15 protein-coding genes are annotated in these 19,096 nt (G+C 71.1%); 7 read left to right on the top strand and 8 right to left on the bottom strand.

All coding sequences use genetic code 11. From position 1 onward, the window contains the following. Nucleotides 1-8: 8 nt before the first annotated feature. Genes iolD through iolC form a run of 4 tightly spaced genes read right to left on the bottom strand, consistent with a single transcriptional unit; the run spans nt 9 to nt 4,642 of the window. Entirely contained in the window at nt 9-1,928 is a 1,920-nt protein-coding gene (gene iolD, locus FB157_RS10185; protein ID WP_145878159.1) for a 3D-(3,5/4)-trihydroxycyclohexane-1,2-dione acylhydrolase (decyclizing), read from the bottom strand. After that, on the bottom strand, nt 1,925-2,740 hold the full coding sequence (iolB, locus tag FB157_RS10180) for a 5-deoxy-glucuronate isomerase (RefSeq protein ID WP_145878157.1): 816 nt from the start codon (nt 2,738-2,740) through the stop codon (nt 1,925-1,927). The genes iolD and iolB overlap by 4 nt, the downstream gene beginning before the upstream one ends. 7 nt (nt 2,741-2,747) lie before the next feature. Next, nucleotides 2,748-3,680, bottom strand: a complete 933-nt coding sequence (locus tag FB157_RS10175; protein WP_145878663.1) for a deoxyribose-phosphate aldolase — start codon at nt 3,678-3,680, stop codon at nt 2,748-2,750. 11 nt (nt 3,681-3,691) lie between these two features. Next, nucleotides 3,692-4,642, bottom strand: coding sequence for a 5-dehydro-2-deoxygluconokinase (gene iolC, locus FB157_RS10170; RefSeq protein ID WP_145878155.1), 951 nt, complete (start codon nt 4,640-4,642; stop codon nt 3,692-3,694). Nucleotides 4,643-4,767: 125 nt separating this feature from the next. Between iolC and FB157_RS10165 the strand changes: the two genes are divergently transcribed. From FB157_RS10165 to FB157_RS10155, 3 genes are all read left to right on the top strand, one after another. Continuing rightward, nucleotides 4,768-5,682, top strand: a complete 915-nt coding sequence (locus FB157_RS10165) for a sugar phosphate isomerase/epimerase (RefSeq protein WP_186581439.1) — start codon at nt 4,768-4,770, stop codon at nt 5,680-5,682. A 277-nt stretch (nt 5,683-5,959) separates the two neighbouring features. Further along, nucleotides 5,960-6,160, top strand: coding sequence for an AlpA family transcriptional regulator (locus tag FB157_RS10160; protein WP_145878151.1), 201 nt, complete (start codon nt 5,960-5,962; stop codon nt 6,158-6,160). 107 nt (nt 6,161-6,267) lie between these two features. Then, nucleotides 6,268-6,831: a GNAT family N-acetyltransferase gene (locus FB157_RS10155; RefSeq protein WP_145878149.1), complete on the top strand. Its 564-nt coding sequence runs from the start codon at nt 6,268-6,270 to the stop codon at nt 6,829-6,831. On the opposite strand, the gene FB157_RS10150 is transcribed toward FB157_RS10155, so the two are convergent. Next, nucleotides 6,812-7,855, bottom strand: a complete 1,044-nt coding sequence (locus tag FB157_RS10150) for a zinc-dependent alcohol dehydrogenase family protein (protein ID WP_145878147.1) — start codon at nt 7,853-7,855, stop codon at nt 6,812-6,814. The two genes, FB157_RS10155 and FB157_RS10150, sit on opposite strands and share 20 nt — an antisense overlap. 30 nt (nt 7,856-7,885) lie before the next feature. After that, complete coding sequence (locus FB157_RS10145; RefSeq protein ID WP_145878145.1) at nt 7,886-10,102, bottom strand: MMPL family transporter; 2,217 nt, start codon at nt 10,100-10,102, stop codon at nt 7,886-7,888. A 160-nt stretch (nt 10,103-10,262) separates the two neighbouring features. Between FB157_RS10145 and FB157_RS10140 the strand changes: the two genes are divergently transcribed. From FB157_RS10140 to FB157_RS10125, 4 genes are all read left to right on the top strand, one after another. Beyond that, the gene (locus tag FB157_RS10140) at nt 10,263-10,901 is read left to right on the top strand and encodes a TetR/AcrR family transcriptional regulator (protein WP_261386241.1); all 639 of its coding nucleotides are present in this window, start codon (nt 10,263-10,265) and stop codon (nt 10,899-10,901) included. An 86-nt stretch (nt 10,902-10,987) separates the two neighbouring features. After that, on the top strand, nt 10,988-11,938 hold the full coding sequence (locus tag FB157_RS10135; protein WP_145878142.1) for a PrsW family intramembrane metalloprotease: 951 nt from the start codon (nt 10,988-10,990) through the stop codon (nt 11,936-11,938). Nucleotides 11,939-12,012: 74 nt separating this feature from the next. After that, the gene (locus FB157_RS10130) at nt 12,013-12,252 is read left to right on the top strand and encodes a heavy-metal-associated domain-containing protein (RefSeq protein ID WP_145878139.1); all 240 of its coding nucleotides are present in this window, start codon (nt 12,013-12,015) and stop codon (nt 12,250-12,252) included. A gap of 129 nt (nt 12,253-12,381) precedes the next feature. Further along, nucleotides 12,382-14,661 carry a cation-translocating P-type ATPase gene (locus FB157_RS10125; protein ID WP_145878137.1) on the top strand — a complete coding sequence of 760 codons (2,280 nt, stop codon included), beginning with the start codon at nt 12,382-12,384 and terminating at the stop codon, nt 14,659-14,661. 624 nt (nt 14,662-15,285) lie between these two features. Here the strand turns inward: FB157_RS10125 and FB157_RS10120 are convergent. Beyond that, nucleotides 15,286-16,575, bottom strand: a complete 1,290-nt coding sequence (locus FB157_RS10120) for a citrate synthase (protein ID WP_145878135.1) — start codon at nt 16,573-16,575, stop codon at nt 15,286-15,288. 253 nt (nt 16,576-16,828) lie between these two features. After that, a complete protein-coding gene (locus tag FB157_RS10115) occupies nt 16,829-19,054 on the bottom strand; it encodes an ATP-dependent RecD-like DNA helicase (protein ID WP_186581438.1) in 2,226 nt (741 codons plus the stop codon). Nucleotides 19,055-19,096 lie beyond the last annotated feature (42 nt).

Raw genomic sequence — 19,096 nt, 5'->3', positions numbered from 1 at the left:
AACTCCTTTTACAGATGGCGGCGTCGGGTCGAGACGTGCCGTTCGTACAGCTCACGTGCCTTGACCGCGGACGATCGGGTCGCGGTCTCGGCCACAGGAACATCCCACCAGGCCTGCGCGGGAGGCGCGCCCGACACAGTGTCGGACGTTTCGGTCTCCACGTAGACACATGTGGCAGTGTCGGCGGCCCGCGCCTCGGCGAGCGCCGCGCGCAGGTCCCGTACGGTCTTCGCGCGCAGTACGCGCATACCGAGGCTGGCCGCGTTGGCGGCGAGGTCCACGGGCAGCGGGGCACCGGTGAAGGTGCCGTCGCCCGAGGTGTAGCGGTAGGCGGTGCCGAACCGCTCGCCGCCCACGGACTCCGACAGACCTCCGATCGAGGCGTACCCGTGGTTCTGCACCAGCAGGATCTTGATCGCGATGCCCTCCTGCACGGCGGTCACGATCTCCGTCGGCATCATCAGGTACGTCCCGTCGCCGACCAGCGCCCACACGTGCCGCTCGGGCGCGGCGAGCTTCACACCGATCGCGGCCGGGATCTCGTAGCCCATGCAGGAGTAGCCGTACTCCAGGTGGTACTGGTCGCGCGAGCGCGCCCGCCACAGCTTGTGCAGGTCGCCGGGGAGCGAGCCGGCCGCGTTGATGATGATGTCGGACTCGTCCACCAGGGCGTCCAGGGCGCCGAGGACCTGCGGCTGGGTCGGCCTGACGTCCGGCTCGTCCGCCTCGAAGCAGGCGTCGACGCGCTGCTCCCAGCGTTCCTTGTCCTCGGTGTACTCGGTGACGTAGGCGTCGGCGACCCGGTGCTCGTGCATCACCAGCGCCTCGGTCAGCTCGCCCAGGCCGCTGCGGGCGTCCGCGACCAGCGGCAGCCCGGCCAGCTTGTGGCCGTCGAAGGGCGCGATGTTGAGGTTGAGGAAACGCACGTCCGGGTTCTCGAAGAGGGTGCCGGAAGCGGTGGTGAAGTCGGTGTAGCGGGTGCCCACACCGATCACCAGGTCCGCGGTGCGGGCCAGCTCGTCGGCGGTGGCGCTGCCCGTGTGGCCGACACCGCCCACGTCCTGCGGGTGGTCGTGGCGCAGCGAGCCCTTGCCGGCCTGGGTGGAGGCGACCGGTATCCGGGTGGCCTCCGCGAACTCCGCGAGGGTCTCCTCGGCGCGGCTGTGGTGGACTCCGCCGCCCGCGACGACGAGCGGGCGCCGCGCGGCCCGGACCGCCCGCACGGCCTCGGCGAGTTCGGTCGGGTCCGCGCCCGGGCGCCGCACGGTCCACACGCGCTCGGCGAAGAACTCCTCGGGCCAGTCGTACGCCTCGGCCTGCACGTCCTGCGGCAGGGCGAGGGTGACCGCGCCGGTCTCCACGGGGTCGGTGAGGACCCGCATGGCCTGCAGGGCGCTCGGGATGAGGGCCTCGGGCCGGGTGATCCGGTCGAAGTACCTGGACACCGGGCGCAGGGTGTCGTTGACCGACACGTCGCCCGCGTACGGCACCTCCAGCTGCTGCAGGACCGGGTCGGCGGGGCGGGTGGCGAAGACGTCGCCGGGCAGCAGCAGCACCGGGAGGTGGTTGACGGTGGCCAGCGCGGCACCGGTGACCAGGTTGGTCGCGCCCGGGCCGATGGAGGTGGTCACGGCGTGGGTGGACAGGCGGTTCGACTGGCGGGCGTAGCCGACCGCCGCATGCACCATGGACTGCTCGTTGCGGCCCTGGTGGAACGGCATGACGGGGGCTGTGGGGGACGTCCCCCCTCTGGGCACGGTGGCGTACTCGATCAGCGCCTGGCCGAGGCCGGCCACGTTGCCGTGCCCGAAGATGCCCCAGACCGCGCCGATCAGCCGCTGCCGCCGGCCGTCGCGTTCCGTGTACTGGGCGGCGAGGAAGCGGACGAGCGCCTGCGCGACCGTGAGCCTCGTCGTCGAGGTCGTCATCGGTAAACCTCCCTGTGGTCCGGGTGGAAGCAGATCCGCCACTCGCGCGTCTCACCCGGTCCGGACATGACGTTCAGGTAGTACATGTCGTGCCCGGGCTGGGCGATCGACGGGCCGTGCCAGCCGTCGGGGACGAGGACGGCGTCACCGGAGCGGACCTCGGCGAGGACGTCGGTCCCGCCCTCGCGCGAGGGGAACACACGCTGGTAGCCGAAGCCGTTCGGGCCGTCGATCTCGAAGTAGTAGATCTCCTCCAGCTCGGACTCCTCGCCCGGCCGGTGCTCGTCGTGCTTGTGCGGCGGGTACGAGGACCAGTTGCCGCCCGGTGTGATCACCTCGACGGCGATCAGCTTGTCGCAGTCGAAGGAGTCGGCGGAGGCGAAGTTGCGCACCCGGCGGGCGCAGGTGCCGCTGCCGCGCTCCTCGACGGGGACCTCCGGCGCGGGGCCGTAGCGGGCGGGGAGTCGTCGCTCGCACTTCGCTCCTGCCAGGGCGAAGCGGCCTCCCGCGCCGGAGGCGATCAGGACCTGGGCGTCCCGGGGCACGTACGCGAAGTCGGAGACCCCCGCGAACACGCTTTCCCGGCCCAGGAGTTGAAATTCTTCTTCCGCGATCCGCACGGTACATCCGCCGTGCAGCGGAAGCACGATCCACTCACTGTCCCCGGTGGTGAACGTATGTGTACCGCCCGGTGACAACTCCACGATGCGCAGGCTGCTGTGCGTCCAGCCGGCCCGGTCGGGGTCGATGTCGACGGCGTACCGGGCGTTCGCGGTGGCGCCCCGGGACAGGTGCAGGTCGGTACTGGTCATGCGGCCCTCACAGCAGTCCTACGGCGGTGTCCACGGCGGCGGCCACGTCGCCGTCCGCCGGGTACAGCAGCGAGCGGCCGACCACCAGGCCGCGCACGGTGGGCAATTGCAGCGCCCCGCGCCACTTCTCGTACGCGGCCACCTGCTCCTCGGGCGAGTCGCCGATGTCGCCGCCGAGCAGCACGGCCGGCAGGGTGGAGGCCTCCATGACCCGGGCCATGTCGTCGGGGTTCTCGGTGACCGGCACCTTCAGCCAGGTGTAGGCCGAGGAGCCGCCGAGGCCCGAGGCGATGGCGATGGACTTGGTGACCGCCTCGGCACTCAGGTCGTTGCGGAGCCGCCCGTCGGGGCCGCGCCGGCTGATGAACGGCTCCACGAAGACCGGGAGCCGGAGCGCGGCCATCGCGTCGACGGCCCTGGCGGTGGACTCCAGGGTGGTCAGGGAGCCGGGGTCGTCGTAGTCGATGCGCAGCAGCAGCTTGCCGGCGTCGAAGCCGAGGCGCTGGATGTCCTCGGGCCGGTGCCCGGTGAAGCGGTCGTCCAGCTCGAAGCTGGCACCCTGCAGGCCGCCGCGGTTCATGGAGCCCATGACGACCTTGTGGTCGAGGGCGCCGAGCAGGAGCAGGTCGTCCAGGATGTCCGCGGTGGCGAGGACGCCGTCGACGCCGGGCCGGGACAGTGCGAGGCACAGGCGTTCCAGCAGGTCGGCACGGTTGGCCATGGCGAGCTTGCGGTCGCCGACGCCGAGTGCGCCGCGGGCCGGGTGGTCGGCGGCGACGATCATCAGCCGGCCGTTCTCGTTCAGCAGCGGGCGGCGGGCCCGGCGCAGCGCGGCCTCGGCGATCGCCTCGGGGTGGTGGGTGCGGGTGTGGACCAGCTCGGCGACGTCGACGCGCGGCGTCCGGCTGCCGTCCCCGCCCTCGTGGTGGGTGCCCGCCACCCTGCCCGCCCTCACAGGACCGCTCCGGCCTCGAGCGCGGCGGCCACCTCGTCGGGGGTGGGCATCGCGGAGGAGCACTCCAGGCGGGAGGCCACGATGGCGCCGGCCGCGTTGGCGTGTCGCATGATCGTCTCCAGGTCCCAGCCTGCCAGCAGGCCGTTGCAGAGGGAGCCGCCGAAGGCGTCACCCGCGCCGAGCCCGTTGAGGACGTTGACGGGGAGCGGCGGGACCTCGGCGGACTCGCCCCTGCTGTTGACGGCGAGGACGCCCTTGGGTCCCTGCTTGACCACGGCGACCTCGACCCCGGCGTCCAGCAGCGCGCGGGCCGCGGCGTGGGGTTCGCGCACTCCGGTGGCGACCTCCACCTCGTCCAGGTTGCCGACGGCCACGGTGGTGTGGCGCAGCGCCTCGGCGTAGAAGGGACGGGCCGAGGCCGGGTCGTGCCAGAACATCGGCCGCCAGTCGAGGTCGAAGACCGTCGTGCCGCACTTCGCGCGGTGGGCGAGGGCCGCGAGGGTCGCCGTACGGCTGGGCTCCTCGCTCAGGCCGGTGCCGGTGACCCAGAAGATGCCTGCCTCGCGGATCGCGTCCAGATCCAGGTCGTGGGCGTCGATCTCCAGGTCCGGCGCCTTGGGCTGCCGGTAGAAGTACAGCGGGAAGTCGTCCGGCGGGAAGACCTCGCAGAAGGTGACCGGCGTGGGCAGTCCGGGCACCGGGGCGACCCAGCGGTCGTCGACGCCGAAGCCGCGCAGGGCCTCGTGCAGATAGGCGCCGAACGGGTCGTCGCCCGTGCGGGTGATCACGGCGGTCCGCCGGCCGAGCCTGGCGGCGGCCACCGCCACGTTCGTCGCCGACCCGCCGAGGAACTTGCCGAAGGACGACACCTGGGCGAGCGGGACACCGGTTTGCAGTGGATAGAGGTCCACTCCGATCCGCCCCATGGTGATCAGGTCGTACGCCATCGGCTTCCCTTCGTCACGGCTCTCCCCGGATTTCTAGTCCTGTCCGCCGAGCCCTGTCAATGTTTTGTCCAGACATTCGGACCAGAGCTTGACACCGCTTTCCACCACCCCGCACGCTGACGACCATGACGGCGTTGTCACCCTCCTCACTTTCCCGTATCCGGATCGGATCGGCGCCCGACTCCTGGGGCGTCTGGTTCCCGGACGACCCGCGGCAGGTCCCCTGGCAGCGCTTCCTGGACGAGGTCGCCGACTCGGGCTACGAGTGGATCGAGCTGGGCCCCTACGGCTATCTGCCGACCGACCCGGCCGTGCTCACCGAGGAGACCGGCCGGCGTGGCCTGAAGGTGTCGGCCGGCACGGTCTTCACCGGCCTGCACCACGGCACGGCGGTCTGGGACGAGACCTGGGCACACGTCTCCGACATCGCCGCCCTCACCCAGGCGATGGGCGCCCGCCACCTGGTCGTCATCCCCTCCTTCTGGCGGGACGACAAGACCGGCGAGGTGCTGGAGCCCGACACGCTGACCCCCGAGCAGTGGCGGAATCTCACCTCACTGACCGAGCGTCTCGGCCACGAGGTGCGGGAGCGCTACGGCCTGTCGATCGTGGTCCACCCGCACGCCGACACCCACATCGACAGCGAGGAGAACGTCACCCGCTTCCTCGACGGCACCGACTCCGGCCTGGTCTCGCTGTGCCTGGACACCGGGCACTACGCCTACTGCGGCGGGGACAGCGTCAAGCTGATCGAGACGTACGGCGAGCGGATCGGGTACCTGCACCTGAAGCAGGTCGACCCGGAGATCCTCGCCGACGTACGGGCCAAGGGGACGCCGTTCGGGCCGGCGGTCGCCCAGGGCGTGATGTGCGAGCCGCCGTCCGGGGTGCCCGCGCTGGGGCCGGTACTGGAGGCCGCGCAGAAGCTGGGGGCGGAGCTGTTCGGGATCGTCGAACAGGACATGTACCCGTGCGAGCCGGACGCTCCGCTGCCCATCGCTCGGCGGACCCGGGCGTTCCTCCGGTCGTGCGGGGCGTGAGAGCGCCTACGGAGGAGACAGCTTCGCGCCCCTAGGAGGCGCGGCCCGGCCTTCGCGCCGACGCACACCTTTTGCTGCGGGCGTGTCACAAACACCCTCTTCCTGTCACAGATGTCGCGCCTATGCGGGTTCTCGGTCACACCCGGCCAACAGCCGCTTTCCCGCGGTCACTCTGCGTCGTTCACCGGGCACAGGCTTGGTGATCGCCGGCGCAGCGCCCGGCTCCCCCGACGGCCGCCCCGGCCGCCGCCGCGGCGCGCGCAGGGAGGTGCAACTCATGACCGACCGAGGACTCTGGTCCTACAAGGAGATCGCGGCGCACATCCGGGTGCAGCCGGACACCGTACGGTCCTACCGCAAGCACGGCCTGCTGCCTCCGCCCGACCACGTGGAGGGCGGCAAGCCCTACTGGCACGCCGACACCGTCCGCGCCTGGGTCGCCTCCCGGCCGGGCAACCGGGGCCGAAGAATGGACTGACCTCCCGGACCCGGCCTTTCGGACGTGGCCCCGGGGACTTGGCCTTTGGGGCTTGGCCTCCGGAAAATCACCTGTGCCCCACCTTCCGCGTGGGGCACAGTCGCCTCATGAGCTTCTCCGTCAAACCCGTCCTGACCGGCCACAGGACCGTCCTGCGCCCCTTCACCGAGGCCGACGCCGAGGTCATGTGGGAGATCATCGAAGACCCCGAGGTGGTCCGCTTCACCTACGCGGCGTCCACCGACCTGACCCCGGAGCGGGTGCGGTCCTGGTACGGCTCCCGGGCCACCGCCCCCGACCGTCTCGACCTGGCCGTCACCGACCCCGCGACCGGCGAAGTCCTCGGCGAGGTCGTCCTGTACGAGTACGACCCGGCCGCCCGCAGCTGCACCTTCCGCACGCTGATCGGCCCGAGGGGCCGCGGCCGCGGCATCGGCACCGAGGCGGCCCGGCTGATCGTCGGCCACGGCTTCGGGGAACTCGGCCTGCACCGGATCGAGTTGGGCGCCTACGCCCACAACCGCCGGGCCCTGCACGTCTACGAGAAGGTCGGGTTCGTGGTCGAGGGCGTCCGGCGGGAGATACAGCGGCAGGACGGTGCGTGGACCGACGAGGTGATCATGTCGATCCTGGACCGCGAGTGGGCCGCGCTCAACTCCACGGCTCGATGACCGTCACACCCGCGCCCGGCGCCGTCCCCAGCGCCGCCAGGGCCTCGGGGACCGCGTCGAGCGCGATCGTGCGCGTGATGAGCAGGTCCGGACGCAGCACCCCGGACCCGACCAGCTCCAGCATGCCCGGATAGGCGTGGGCGGCCATGCCGTGGCTGCCGAGGAGTTCGAGCTCCAGGGCGATGGCGCGGGCCAGCGGGACGGGAGTGGTGCCGTCCGCCGACGGCAGCAGGCCCACCTGGACGTGCCGGCCGCGACGGCGCAGGGAGTCGACGGAGGCCGCGCAGGTGGCGGGCGAGCCGAGGGCGTCGAGGGAGAGATGGGCGCCACCGCCGGTCAGCTCCTGGACGGCGGCCGCGGTGCCGGGCACGCGGGTCGCGTCCACGCACTCGGCCGCCCCGAACTTCCGTGCCAGGTCCAGGGCCCGGGGCGACACGTCGACGGCGACCACCCGCGCCCCCGAGGCCGCGGCGATCATCACCGCCGACAGCCCGACCCCGCCGCAGCCGTGCACCGCGACCCACTCCCCCGCCGCCACCCGGCCCTGCCGCACCACCGCGCGGAAGGCGGTGGCGAAGCGGCAGCCGAGGGCGGCGGCCGTGGCGTACGTCATCCCGTCCGGGACGGCGACCAGGTTCACATCGGCGTGGTCGAGGGCCACGTACTGGGCGAAGGAGCCCCAGTGGTGGAAGCCGGGCTGGGTCTGGCGCTCGCACACCTGCTGGTCGCCGGCCGCGCAGGAGGGGCAGGTGCCGCAGGCGCAGACGAACGGCACGGTGACCCGGTCGCCGGGCCGCCAGCCGGTGACCCGGGTCCCCACCGCCTCCACGACACCGGCGAGTTCGTGCCCCGGCACGTGCGGGAGCGTGATGTCCGGGTCGTGCCCCATCCAGCCGTGCCAGTCGCTGCGGCACAGCCCGGTCGCCTCGACCCGCACCACCACCCCGTGCTCGGCGGGCTCCGGGTCCGGCACCTCCCGCACCTCGGCCGGCTTTCCGTACTGCTCGAACACCACGGCTCTCATGCGCTCACCCTGACATGGAAGCCACGGGCCTCACACCCCCGCCGGCTCCTTCTCCTCCTCTGCCGGCACGGCCGGTTCGCCCTCACTGAGTCCGAACCGCTGGTGGAAGCGGCGCAGCGGGGCCGGGGCCCACCAGGTGGCGCGGCCCGTGAGCCGCATGATCGCCGGGACCAGGAGGCTGCGGACGACCATCGCGTCCATCAGCACCGCGAGGGCGATGCCGAGGCCCAGCATCTTGGTGTTGGTCACCCGGGAGGTGCCGATGGCGACCATCACCACCGCGAGGATGACCGCCGCCGCGGTGATCAGCCCGCCGGTGCGCTGCAGTCCGTGGCGGACCGCCTCGTTGTGGTCTCCGGTGCGCTCGTACTCCTCCTTGATGCGGGAGAGCAGGAACACGCCGTAGTCCATGGAGAGGCCGAAGGCCACGCAGAACATCAGGACGGGCAGGGTGGTCTCGATCGAGCCGGGGCTGGTGAAGCCGAGCGCTCCGGAGAGGTGGCCGTCCTGGAACACCCAGACCACCGCACCGAACATCGCGGTCAGGCTGAGCGCGTTGAGCACGACCGCCTGCAGGGGTATCAGCACGCTGCCGGTGAGCAGGAAGACGAGCAGCAGGGTGACGATCGCGATGAACGCACCCGCCCAGGGCAGGCGTTGGCCTATCGCGTGCTTGGAGTCGACCAGGACGGCCGCCGTGCCGGTCACCTTGGTGTCGAAGGGAGCCTTGAGCGAGCGCAGGTCGCCGACCAGGTTCTGGGCGGCGGTGTCGACGGCCTCGCCCTTCGGCTGCACCGTGAAGTAGGCCGTGTAGCCCTTGACCAGCGGGCCGTCGACGCGGACCACCTCGGGCAGGGCGGCCACCCGCTGCTTGTAGTCCGCGTACTGGGTCTCGTCGGCCTTGCCCTCGGCGAGGATCTCCAGACCGCCGCCGGGGGTGCCCGGGAAGCCGTCCCGGAGGTGCTGCTGCACCACGTGCGACTCGGCGCCCGAGGGCAGCTGACGGTCGTCGGCGGTGCCGAACTTCACGCCCAGGAAGGGCAGTCCGAGGAGTACCAGCAGGGCGGTCGTGCCGAGCGCGAAGAGGGGGGCGCGGCGCATCACCAGCGTGGCGGCGCGGGCCCAGGCGGTGCCTTCGGTGCCTGCGGCCTTCGGCTCCCGGCCGCGGCTCAGGAGGCGGCGCAGGTCGAGGGAGTTGACCCGGTGGCCGAGCAGGAGCAGGGCGGCCGGGAGCAGGATCAGCGCGGCTGCGGCGGCGAGCAGGACCACGGCGATGCCGGCGTAGGCGAAGGACCGCAGGAAGTACTGCGGGAAGACCATCATGGCGGCCAGGGAGACCGCGACGGTGAGGGCGGAGAACAGGACCGTGCGGCCGGCCGTGCGCAGGGTCGTGCCCACGGCGGTCAGCGGGTCGGCTCCGGTGGAGAGTTCCTCGCGGTAGCGGCGGACGATGAACAGGGCGTAGTCGATGGCGAGGCCGAGACCGAGGGCCGTGGTGAGGTTCAGCGCGAAGACGGAGACGTCGGTGAAGGACGTCAGACCGCGCAGCACCGCGTTCGTGCCGAGGATGGCGACGATGCCGATGCCCAGCGGCAGCAGGGCCGCGATCGCGCTGCCGAAGACCATCACCAGCAGAATCAGGGTGATGGGCAGGGCGATCATCTCGGCTCGGGTGAGGTCCTCCTTGATGATCGTCTGCATCTCGTGCCGTACCGCGACGATGCCGCCGACCTTCACCCGGACCGGGCCGTGCGTGCCCCGGTAGTGGGGCGCTATGCGGTCCAGGGTCTTGCCCATCGCGTTCTCGTCGCCGGTGATGCGGGCGGCGATGAGCGCCTCGTGGCCGTCCTTGGCGCGCATGGCGGGCGACTTCGACTGCCAGTAGGAGCCGACGCCGGTCACGCCCTGCTCGGTGGCCAGCCGCTCGGCCAGGGCGCGGGCCCGGGCGGCGACCGCCGGGTCGTCCACGGAGGCGCGGCCGGAGTCCACCAGGAGCAGCAGGTTGGGCTGGGAGTCGGGGAACTCGCGCTCCAGTGCCTTGGTCGCGTACGTCGACTCGGCGGCCGGGTCCTCCCAGCCGCCGCTGCCCAGACGGTCCGCGACACCGCTGCCGGCCACCACGGCGAGTGCGGTGAGCACCAGGGCCACCAGCAACGACAGGCGCGGGCGGGCAGTCACGAAACGTGTCCAGCCCCCGACGCGGGGCGGTCCGTCCCCCGGGTGCGGCGCCTTGTTGACTTCGGTCATCGTGCGGTGTCCCCTTCACCCTGACCCATGTCTGTGCAGGCAGGCAGCATGGATCGGTCATTGCCATAAACTGGCAAACACGAGAGATCGCTCGCGTTTCTCAAGAATGCGAGCGACCGCTCGCGTTTGTCAATCGCCTTCGAAGGGCTGGGGATATCGCGTGTCCGACACCTCGGAGAAGGAGCAGCCGCGCCGTCGTCAGGCACGCGGTGAACGCCGTATCGCGCAGCTGCTCCAGGCCGCCGCCCGGGTCTTCTGCACCACCGGCTACACGGCCGCCAGCACCAACGCCATCGCCCGCGAGGCGGGTGTCTCGCCGGGCACGCTCTACCAGTTCTTCCCGAACAAGGAAGCGCTCGCCGTCGAGCTGGGCGACCGGCTCATGCACCAGATGCAGGAGACGTACGGCGAGGTGCTGACCCCGGTCGACCCCGCCACCTCCCTGGAGGAGGCCATCGGCGCGGCCGTCGACCGGTTCATCACCTTCAACACCGAGCACCCGGTCTTCTTCGCACTGATGCACGGCCCCGACGTGCCCGGCAGGATCGCAGAGGCCCACGACCAGCTGCACGCCACCGTGATCGGCCGCATCGAGGGCCTGCTCGGCTCCCTCCTGCCCGAGGCCGGCCCGGCCGACGTCACGCGCACGGCCCACGTCTGCCTCGGCATCTACAAGGCGGGCCTGGAGCTGGTCCTCGCCCACGAGGGCGCCGAGCGTGCGGCCTACGTCCAGGAGATCAAGGACGTCCTGATCCGCTACCTGCAGCCCCTGGTGGGCGACCGGCTCGGCAGCGCGTGACCCCGCGGCGGTCCCCGGACTGCACCCCTGGGAACATCTGCCTAGAGTGCGGATAAATCGCCCAGCAGGAGCTCTAGGGGACCGACGTGACCCACTCGCCGCCGCCCGGTACGCCCCGGGCCCGCATTCCCGGCCCCCAGCAGCCCCCGCCGCCGTACCCGCGCATCGGCGCCGGCCTGTGGAAGCGCTGCCTGGGCGGCGGGCTCACCCTGTGGGCGCTGACCGCGCTGGTGACGTACGCGACCCGGAACACCGCACCGCTGCCGACCCTCATCCTGCTCGGCGGCTTCCTGGTCCCCGTCGTGTTCGTGCTGTGGGCGTACGAGCGGCACGGCCGGGACCTGGGCGTCAGCGCGATCCTCGGCTGCGCACTGGCGGGCGGCGGGCTCGGCGTGCTCGGCGCCTCGCTGACGGAGTCGTACCTGCTCCGCCCCTCCCCGGGGATGTTCACCGTCACCGGTCTGACCGAGGAGGCGGCCAAGCTCGGCGCGCTGGCGTTCGTGCTGCGCCGGCAGCCGGGCATCCGCGGGATGCGGGCCGGGCTGGTGCTCGGCGCGGCCGTCGGCTTCGGCTTCGCGGCCCTGGAGAGTTGCGGGTACGCGTTCGCCGCGGCCGTCTCCGCCGACGGCATCGACCTCAGGACGCTGCTGGAGACGGAGATCCTGCGCGGGGTGCTCGCCCCCTTCGGAAACGGCCTGTGGACGGCGATCGCGGGCGGTGCCCTGCTCGCCCGCCGCCGCCCGAACGGGCACTTCCGGCTCGCCGCGCCGGTCGTCGGTGCCTGGCTGGGCGTCTCCGTGCTGCACGCTCTGTGGGACGCCACACACGGCATCGCGATCTGGCTGGTGGCCCGGCTGTCGGGCACCGGCCTGGCACCGGAGCTGTTCGCACAGGGGTACATCCCGCGGCCCAGCGCCGTGCAGGAGCACCTGTTCACCCTGTTCTCGGTCGGCGGTCTGATGCTCGTCGCCGTGGCCGGCATCGCCTGGGTGCGGTCACTGGCACACCGGGGCACCTCTTGGAGAAATACCCCCTAGGGGTATAGTCTGAGAAACGTGGGACTCCCCCGTGGGCCCCACCGGCCGCACACGCCACGACGAGGAGTAACGACATGACCGCCCAGACCGACACTTCGGGCTCCGTCACCGCTGTCTACAAGGTGACCGGCATGAGCTGTGGCCACTGCGAGGGTTCCGTCTCCGGCGAGATCTCCCAGATTCCCGGCGTCAGCTCGGTCAAGGCCGTCGCGTCGACCGGCGAGGTGACCGTCGTCTCCGAGGCCCCGCTCGACGACGAGGCCGTCCGTGCCGCCGTGGACGAGGCGGGCTTCGAGCTGGCCGGCAGGGCCTGAGCGCACGACCCGAGCGACCGGGCCCGCCCCTCACACCGGGCGCGAGCCCCGAAAACTTTCACCGACCGGGCCGTGCCGACCAGCTGATACTGGATCCGCACGGTCCGGTCCGATGTCTGGAGTCCGGACATGACCAGCACCACCACACAGACAGCGAGCGAGATAGGCAGCACGTCCGAGGTCGAGCTGCTCATCGGCGGGATGACCTGCGCCTCCTGCGCCGCACGGGTGGAGAAGAAGCTCAACCGCATGGACGGCGTGAGCGCCACCGTGAACTACGCGACGGAGAAGGCGAAGGTCAGCTACGCCGAGGGCGTCCAGGTCTCCGACCTGATCGCGACCGTCGTGAAGACCGGCTACACCGCCGAGGAGCCCGCGCCGCCGGAGCCCGAACCCGAGGTCCGGGAAGCCGCCGGGCGCGACCCGGAACTCACCGCCCTCCGCCGCCGCCTGCTCGTCTCCGTGCTGCTGGCCGCCCCCGTCGTCCTGCTCGCCATGATCCCGGCGCTGCAGTTCGACAACTGGCAGTGGCTCTCGCTCACGCTCGCCGCGCCGGTCGTCGTCTGGGGCGGCCTGCCCTTCCACCGGGCCGCCTGGACCAACGCCCGGCACGGTGCCGCCACGATGGACACCCTCGTCTCCGTCGGCACGCTGGCCGCGTTCGGCTGGTCGCTGTGGGCGCTGTTCTTCGGCGACGCGGGCATGACCGGCATGCACGACGAGTTCCGCCTCACCGTCTCGCGGATGGACGCGGCCTCCACCATCTACCTGGAGGTCGCCGCCGGAGTCGTCGCGCTGATCCTCCTCGGCCGCTATCTGGAGGCCCGCTCCAAGCGTCGCGCGGGCGCGGCCCTGAAGGCCCTGATGGAGCTGGGCGCGAAGGACGTCGCCGTCCTGCGGGACGGGCGCGAGGTGCGTGTGCCGGTGGCCTCACTGGCCGTGGGCGACCGGTTCGTGGTGCGGCCCGGGGAGAAGATCGCCACCGACGGCAGGGTCGTCCAGGGCCTCTCCGCGGTGGACGCGGCCATGCTGACCGGCGAGTCGGTGCCGATGGACGTAGGCCCCGGCGACCAGGTCACCGGCGCCACGGTCAACGCGGGCGGCCGGCTGGTGGTGGAGGCGACCCGGGTCGGCGCGGACACCCAGCTCGCCCGGATGGCGAAGCTGGTCGAGGACGCACAGAACGGCAAGGCCGAGGTGCAGCGGCTCGCCGACCGGATCTCCGCCGTCTTCGTCCCCGTCGTCATCCTCATCGCGCTCGGCACGTTCGGCGTCTGGCTGGCGGCCACCGGGGACACCTCCGCCGCGTTCACGGCCGCCGTCTCCGTGCTGATCATCGCCTGCCCCTGCGCGCTCGGCCTCGCCACGCCGACGGCGCTGATGGTCGGCACCGGCCGCGGCGCCCAGCTCGGCATCCTCATCAAGGGACCCGAGGTGCTGGAGTCCACGCGCCGCGTCGACACTGTCGTCCTGGACAAGACCGGCACGGTCACCACCGGCCGGATGACCCTCCAGGCGGTGTACGTCGCCGACGGCGAGGACGAGAAGGAGGTGCTGAGGCTCGCCGGGGCCCTGGAGCACGCCTCCGAGCACCCCGTCGCGCGGGCGATCGCAGCGGGCGCCGAGACGGGGATCCCTCCGCTCGAGCGAAGCCGAGAGCCGGGGAGGGCCGGCACGCTCCCCCAGGTCGAACACTTCGAGAACGTCCCCGGGCGGGGCGTACGCGGGCGCGTGGAAGGCCGCGAGGTGGCCGTGGGGCGGCTGTTCGACGTCCTCCCGGAGGAGTTGGCCCGGGCCGGGCGCCAGGCCGAGCAGGACGGCCGTACGGCCGTCACGGTCGGCTGGGACGGGCGGGCCCGCGGAGTCCTCGCCGTCGCCGACGCGGTCAAGGAGACCAGCGCCGCGGCGGTGCGCGAGCTGCGCGCCCTCGGGCTCACGCCGGTGCTGCTCACCGGGGACAACCGGACCGTCGCCGAGGCGGTCGCGCGCACCGTCGGCATCGACGAGGTGATCGCCGAGGTGCTCCCCGAGGAGAAGGTGGACGTCGTACGGCGGCTGCAGCGCGAGGGACGCGCCGTGGCGATGGTCGGCGACGGCGTCAACGACGCGGCCGCGCTCGCCACCGCCGACCTGGGGCTCGCCATGGGCACCGGGACGGACGCGGCGATCGAGGCCGGCGACCTGACCCTGGTCCGCGGGGACCTCAGGGTGGCCGCGGACGCCATCCGGCTCTCCCGGCGCACCCTCGCCACGATCAAGGGCAACCTGGTGTGGGCCTTCGGCTACAACGTGGCCGCGCTGCCGCTGGCCGCCGCGGGCCTGCTGAACCCGATGATCGCGGGGGCGGCGATGGCCTTCTCCTCGGTCTTCGTGGTGACCAACAGCCTGCGACTGCGCCGGTTCCGCTGAAGCCCACCGGTGTTACCGGGGGTTAGGTGGAGCTGAAGTAAGAGTGCCTCTAGAGTCGGGCGCGAGCCTCACATAAGCTCTTCACAAGGCTCGCGCATCTTCCTTACGCTTGGGCCTCGATCGTCGTATCGGGGCTCTTGCGCACCTAAGGGACATATGCAAGAGACGCAGATCACAGTGACGCGAACGTAACCATCGAAGGGGTTCGAAGGTCTAAGTTGGCGATGTCAGAACAGCGTCTTGGGGGGCGCTGACTGGCATCTGGGGATGTCTTGGGGGACTTCCTCAGAGATGCGTTGCCGGGGCACGCACACCGGGAAGCTTTGAGCGGCCCTCCCAGCGTGCGTTGTCCCGGCAGATCGCACCGCATCACTGGAGTACGACGGGTTTTGCTCGTTGTGCTCAGACAGCGATTCAGGCGCTGTCCTCTCCGAGCGCCCGGCCGGATCCCGTGGGGGGAATCCGCACCGGGACATGGGAAGGCGCCCTGGTCGTCGGCCCGTGGGGGGACTGACGGCTCAGGGCGCCTTCTGCTGTTCTCCTGCTCGGCAGCGACCTGCCTCGCAACCCGCTCAGCACTGGTTCAGGGCCCGCCCGACGAGCAGGCCCTCACACTCAGTACGTTCAGCGCTCCTCGACCGGAACGAAGTCGCGCTCGACCACGCCCGTGTAGATCTGGCGCGGGCGGCCGATGCGGGAGCCCGGCTCCTTGATCATCTCGGTCCACTGGGCGATCCAGCCCGGCAGGCGGCCGAGGGCGAACAGGACCGTGAACATCTCGGTCGGGAAGCCCATGGCGCGGTAGATCAGGCCGGTGTAGAAGTCCACGTTCGGGTAGAGGCTGCGCGAGACGAAGTAGTCGTCGGAGAGCGCGTGCTCCTCCAGCTTGAGCGCGATGTCCAGCAGCTCGTCGGACTTGCCGAGAGCGGAGAGGACGTCGTGCGCGGCGGCCTTGATGATCTTGGCGCGCGGGTCGAAGTTCTTGTAGACCCGGTGGCCGAAGCCCATCAGGCGGACGCCGTCCTCCTTGTTCTTCACCTTGCGGATGAAGGAGTCCACGTCGCCGCCGGCCTCCTGGATGCCCTCGAGCATCTCCAGGACGGACTGGTTGGCGCCACCGTGCAGCGGGCCCCACAGGGCGGAGATGCCGGCCGAGATCGACGCGAACATGTTGGCCTGCGAGGAGCCGACCAGGCGGACCGTGGAGGTCGAACAGTTCTGCTCGTGGTCCGCGTGCAGGATCAGCAGCTTGTCGAGCGCGGAGACGACGACCGGGTCCAGGTCGTACTCCTGCGCCGGGACCGAGAAGGTCATGCGCAGGAAGTTCTCGACGTAGCCGAGGTCGTTGCGCGGGTAGACGAACGGGTGACCGATCGACTTCTTGTACGCGTACGCCGCGATCGTCGGAAGCTTGGCGAGCAGGCGGATCGTGGAGAGGTTGCGCTGCTTCTCGTCGAACGGGTTGTGGCTGTCCTGGTAGAAGGTGGACAGCGCCGAGACGACCGACGACAGCATGGCCATCGGGTGGGCGTCGCGCGGGAAGCCCCTGTAGAAGTTCTTGACGTCCTCGTGCAGCAGGGTGTGCCGCGTGATGTCGTTCTTGAACGTGCTCAGCTCGTCGACGGTCGGGAGTTCACCGTTGATGAGCAGGTACGCCACCTCGAGGAAGGTGGAGCGCTCGGCGAGCTGCTCGATGGGGTAGCCGCGGTAGCGGAGGATGCCCGCTTCGCCGTCCAGGTAGGTGACGGCGGATTTATAGGCGGCCGTGTTGCCGTAACCGCTGTCCAGAGTCACCAGACCGGTCTGGGCGCGGAGCTTCCCGATGTCGAAGCCCTTGTCACCGACGGTGCTGTCGACCACCGGGTAGGTGTACTCGCCGTCGCCGTACCGCAGTACTACAGAGTTGTCGCTCACGTCTTCCCTCACCCGACGTAGTGCCTCATCTTCGAGGTGCCCTGACTGTCTCTACCATCCCCCATTTGGCTCAGGAGAGTGCACTCGGGGTCGACCATTGGGCCTATTGGCGGCACTCAGTGCCGCCAACCTGCTCATCCTGCCCCCTCCGACCGGCATCTGGAAGTGCTCTGTGACCTTTGCGACTCGTTTGATCGATCATTTTTTGTGACGCGACTCTCCATCCCTGCCGCCGCCCCTGCTCAGGGGCCGGTCAGGAGCCCCTGAGCCTGAAATCCAGTGCCGTGCAGCGCCGTCCGGCCGAGACCGTGCGCACCGCCTGCCCGATCGCCTTGCGTGAACCGACGAGGACGACCAGTCGCTTGGCCCGTGTCACCGCCGTGTACAGGAGGTTCCGCTGAAGCATCATCCATGCCCCCGTGGTGACGGGGATCACCACGGCGGGATATTCACTCCCCTGTGAACGGTGGATCGTCACCGCGTACGCGTGAGCCAGTTCATCCAGTTCGTCGAATTCGTACGGAACCTCCTCGTCCTCGTCCGTCAGCACCGTCAGTCGCTGCTCGACCGGATCGAGCGAGGTGACCACGCCCACGGTGCCGTTGAAGACTCCGTTCTTGCCCTTCTCGTAATTGTTGCGGATCTGGGTGACCTTGTCGCCGACGCGGAAGACCCGGCCGCCGAACCGCTTCTCCGGCAGGTCGGGCCGGCCGGGCGTGATGGCCTGCTGGAGCAGGCCGTTGAGGGTGGCGGCACCGGCCGGGCCGCGGTGCATGGGCGCGAGCACCTGGACGTCCCGGCGCGGGTCGAGCCCGAACCTGGCCGGAACGCGCCGGGCGGCCACGTCCACGGTGAGCCGGCCGGCCTCCTCGGTGTCGTCCTGCACGAAGAGGAAGAAGTCCTTCAGGCCGTCGGTGAGCGGATGCTGCCCGGCGTTGATGCGGTGCGCGTTGGTGACCACCCCGGACTGCTGGGCCTGCCGGAAGACCCGGGTGAGCCGCACGGCCGGGACCGGGCCGCCCTCGGCCAGCAGGTCGCGCAGCACTTCCCCGGCGCCGACGCTGGGCAGCTGGTCGACGTCCCCGACGAACAGCAGATGGGCCCCCGGCGGCACCGCCTTCACCAGCTTGTTGGCGAGCAGCAGGTCCAGCATGGACGCCTCGTCCACGACGACCAGGTCGGCGTCCAGCGGGCGGTCCCGGTCGTAGGCCGCGTCACCGCCGGGCTTCAGCTCCAGCAGCCGGTGGACCGTGGAGGCCTCGGCGCCCGTCAGTTCGGCGAGCCGTTTGGCGGCGCGGCCGGTGGGGGCGGCCAGCAGCACCTTGGCCTGCCTGGCGCGGGCCAGTTCCACGATCGAGCGGACCGTGAAGGACTTGCCGCAGCCGGGCCCGCCGGTGAGCACGGCGACCTTCTCGGTCAGCGCGAGCCGGACGGCGGCCTCCTGCTCGGGGGCGAGGTCGGCTCCGGTGCGGGACCTCAACCAGCCAAGCGCCTTGCCCCAGTTCACGTCCCGGAAGGCCGGCATCCGGTCCTCCGGCGTCCGCAGCAGGCGCAACAGCCGGGCGGAGAGGGAGAGTTCGGCACGGTGGAAGGGCACGAGGTAGACGGCGGTGACGGGCTCCGCCTCCCCGTCGGGGCCGGGCACCTTCTCCCGCACGACCCCGGGATCCGCGCCCTCCTGGGCCGGTTCGGCCAGCTCGGCGAGGCATTCGATGACCAGCCCGGTGTCGACCTGGAGCAGCTTGACCGCGTCCGCGATCAGCCGCTCCTCCGGCAGGAAGCAGTGGCCCTGGTCGGCGGACTGGGACAGCGCGTACTGGAGGCCCGCCTTCACCCGCTCCGGGCTGTCGTGCGGGATGCCGACCGACTGGGCGATCTTGTCGGCGGTGAGGAAGCCGATGCCCCAGACGTCTGCGGCCAGCCGGTAGGGCTCGTTCCGCACGACCGAGATCGACGCGTCGCCGTACTTCTTGTAGATCCGCACCGCGATGGACGTGGAGACCTCGACGGTCTGGAGGAAGAGCATGACCTCCTTGATCGCCTTCTGCTCCTCCCAGGCGTCGGCGATCTTCTTCGTCCGCTTGGGGCCGAGGCCGGGGACCTCGATCAGCCGCTTCGGCTCCTCCTCGATGATCTGCAGGGTGTCCAGGCCGAAGTGCTGGGTGATGCGGTCGGCGAAGACCGGGCCGATGCCCTTGACCAGACCGGATCCGAGGTAGCGGCGGATGCCCTGGACGGTGGCCGGCAGGACCGTCGTGTAGTTCTCCACCGTGAACTGCTTGCCGTACTGGGGGTGGGAGCCCCAGCGGCCCTCCATGCGGAGGGATTCGCCGACCTGGGCTCCGAGCAGCGCACCCACCACCGTGAGGAGATCGCCGCCGCCCCGGCCGGTGTCGACCCGGGCGACCGTGTAGCCGTTCTCCTCGTTGGCGTACGTGATCCGCTCCAGGACCCCTTCGACCACCGCCAGATTGGACATGATCCGACGCTACCGCCCGGCTCCGACAGTGGGGAAAACTCG

Origin of the sequence: Streptomyces sp. BK340, assembly GCF_007827595.1 — a bacterium.
Taxonomy (GTDB): Bacteria; Actinomycetota; Actinomycetes; order Streptomycetales; family Streptomycetaceae; genus Streptomyces.
The sequence above is the reverse complement of the archived record's forward strand: the minus strand, read 5'-3'. Positions and strand labels throughout refer to the sequence as shown.

What these genes read in the sequence shown, in the direction of transcription:
- iolD (WP_145878159.1), bottom strand. Translation starts at nt 1,928, where the DNA reads ATGACGACCTCGACGACGAGGCTCACGGTCGCGCAGGCGCTCGTCCGC.
- iolB (WP_145878157.1), bottom strand. Translation starts at nt 2,740, where the DNA reads ATGACCAGTACCGACCTGCACCTGTCCCGGGGCGCCACCGCGAACGCC.
- iolC (WP_145878155.1), bottom strand. Translation starts at nt 4,642, where the DNA reads ATGGCGTACGACCTGATCACCATGGGGCGGATCGGAGTGGACCTCTAT.
- FB157_RS10165 (WP_186581439.1), top strand. Translation starts at nt 4,768, where the DNA reads ATGACGGCGTTGTCACCCTCCTCACTTTCCCGTATCCGGATCGGATCG.
- FB157_RS10160 (WP_145878151.1), top strand. Translation starts at nt 5,960, where the DNA reads ATGACCGACCGAGGACTCTGGTCCTACAAGGAGATCGCGGCGCACATC.
- FB157_RS10155 (WP_145878149.1), top strand. Translation starts at nt 6,268, where the DNA reads ATGAGCTTCTCCGTCAAACCCGTCCTGACCGGCCACAGGACCGTCCTG.
- FB157_RS10150 (WP_145878147.1), bottom strand. Translation starts at nt 7,855, where the DNA reads ATGAGAGCCGTGGTGTTCGAGCAGTACGGAAAGCCGGCCGAGGTGCGG.
- FB157_RS10145 (WP_145878145.1), bottom strand. Translation starts at nt 10,102, where the DNA reads ATGACCGAAGTCAACAAGGCGCCGCACCCGGGGGACGGACCGCCCCGC.
- FB157_RS10130 (WP_145878139.1), top strand. Translation starts at nt 12,013, where the DNA reads ATGACCGCCCAGACCGACACTTCGGGCTCCGTCACCGCTGTCTACAAG.
- FB157_RS10125 (WP_145878137.1), top strand. Translation starts at nt 12,382, where the DNA reads ATGACCAGCACCACCACACAGACAGCGAGCGAGATAGGCAGCACGTCC.
- FB157_RS10115 (WP_186581438.1), bottom strand. Translation starts at nt 19,054, where the DNA reads ATGTCCAATCTGGCGGTGGTCGAAGGGGTCCTGGAGCGGATCACGTAC.